The sequence below is a fragment of the Collinsella sp. BIOML-A6 genome, from assembly GCF_009875845.1.
In the GTDB taxonomy this organism is placed as follows: domain Bacteria; phylum Actinomycetota; class Coriobacteriia; order Coriobacteriales; family Coriobacteriaceae; genus Collinsella; species Collinsella aerofaciens_H.
Map to the genome: position 1 here is coordinate 1 of NZ_WWSL01000057.1, position 1,058 is coordinate 1,058.

2 protein-coding genes and 1 tRNA gene are annotated in these 1,058 nt (G+C 57.9%); 1 reads left to right on the forward strand and 2 read right to left on the reverse strand.

All coding sequences use genetic code 11. The features are described 5' to 3' along the window. Positions 1-214: hypothetical protein (locus GT495_RS10765; protein WP_204986927.1), on the forward strand; the 214-nt coding region annotated here is incomplete at its 5' end. Here the strand turns inward: GT495_RS10765 and GT495_RS11040 are convergent. Both GT495_RS11040 and GT495_RS10605 read right to left on the reverse strand, forming a co-directional pair. After that, positions 211-336: a hypothetical protein gene (locus GT495_RS11040; RefSeq protein ID WP_255451811.1), complete on the reverse strand. Its 126-nt coding sequence runs from the start codon at positions 334-336 to the stop codon at positions 211-213. The genes GT495_RS10765 and GT495_RS11040 overlap by 4 nt on opposite strands. Positions 337-830: 494 nt before the next feature. Continuing rightward, positions 831-906: transfer RNA gene (locus tag GT495_RS10605), tRNA-Arg, on the reverse strand. Positions 907-1,058: the final 152 nt, after the last annotated feature.

Consider the following 1,058-nt stretch of genomic DNA (forward strand, 5'->3'; position numbering starts at 1 on the left):
AGGTATCGGGTTCCCACATTCATCCGCACATGTGCGGATGAATGTGGGAGGTGTTCGGATAAAGTTGATAATCAAGGGTTCGATAGCAGGTAAGATTTGTTTTTTGAAATATGGACGAATTCCTCGTCAGGAGGGTAAAATGGTGCCGACGGCAGCCCAAGTTGTAGAGAGCTGGGCAGAGCCGTTGCTTAATGAAGTTGGGTCATCGTCTTAGCGACGGTGGCCTTTCTTTTTGGGCTTCGAACCCTGCTTGAGTGCCTTGGAAAGGCCGACAAGGGCCGTGAGGAGCGAGACCATAGCGGTCAGGAACTTCACGAGCGCGGTAAAATCGGTCATGGGCATCACTTCCCATCGGATGGAGGGCTCTGCCCGGCACGAGGACTGCCGCCAGCGAAAACGTTTTTATCAGAGTGGTTGGCCCTCTCCGATCAATTCACGCTCCTCACCCTCGCGAAGAGTGCGGGCATGGCAGAATCGGCACTAAACGGCAGTGCGCTAGGGCGCCGTCGACGAGCTTTCCAAAACTAGCAAGGCGTGTCGCCGTTACGGTACCGGGGCTCTACAGATCTCTGGTGCCCCCGGGCGGATTCGAAAACTCCCCCCGCGGGGAAATTGGTGACGCGGGTGTCGACAGCCCGAATCCGCCGGCGGCCCCCACAAACCAGAAACGGCGCCGCCCTCGCGACGCCGTCATATTCCCTGGTGCCCCCGGGCGGATTCGAAAACTCCCCCCGCGGGGAAATTGGTGACGCGGGTGTCGACGGCCCGAATCCGCCGGCGGCCCCCACAAACCAGAAACGGCGCCGCTCTCGCGACGCCGTCATATTCCCTGGTGCCCCCGGGCGGATTCGAACCGTCGACACCCGCTTTAGGAGAGCGGTGCTCTATCCCCTGAGCTACGGAGGCATGTTGTATTAGTGTAGCAGATTTATGTCGCAGCCATACAGTGCATAACAGCTCTTCGAAGTTGCGGCGGAATAGCCTTGATTATCAACTTTATCCGAACACCTCCCACATTCATCCGCACATGTGCGGATGAATGTGGGAACCCGATACCT

Bases quoted from the DNA above. Each gene is read 5' to 3' on its own strand.
- GT495_RS11040 (WP_255451811.1), bottom strand. From the start codon at position 336: ATGACCGATTTTACCGCGCTCGTGAAGTTCCTGACCGCTATGGTCTCG.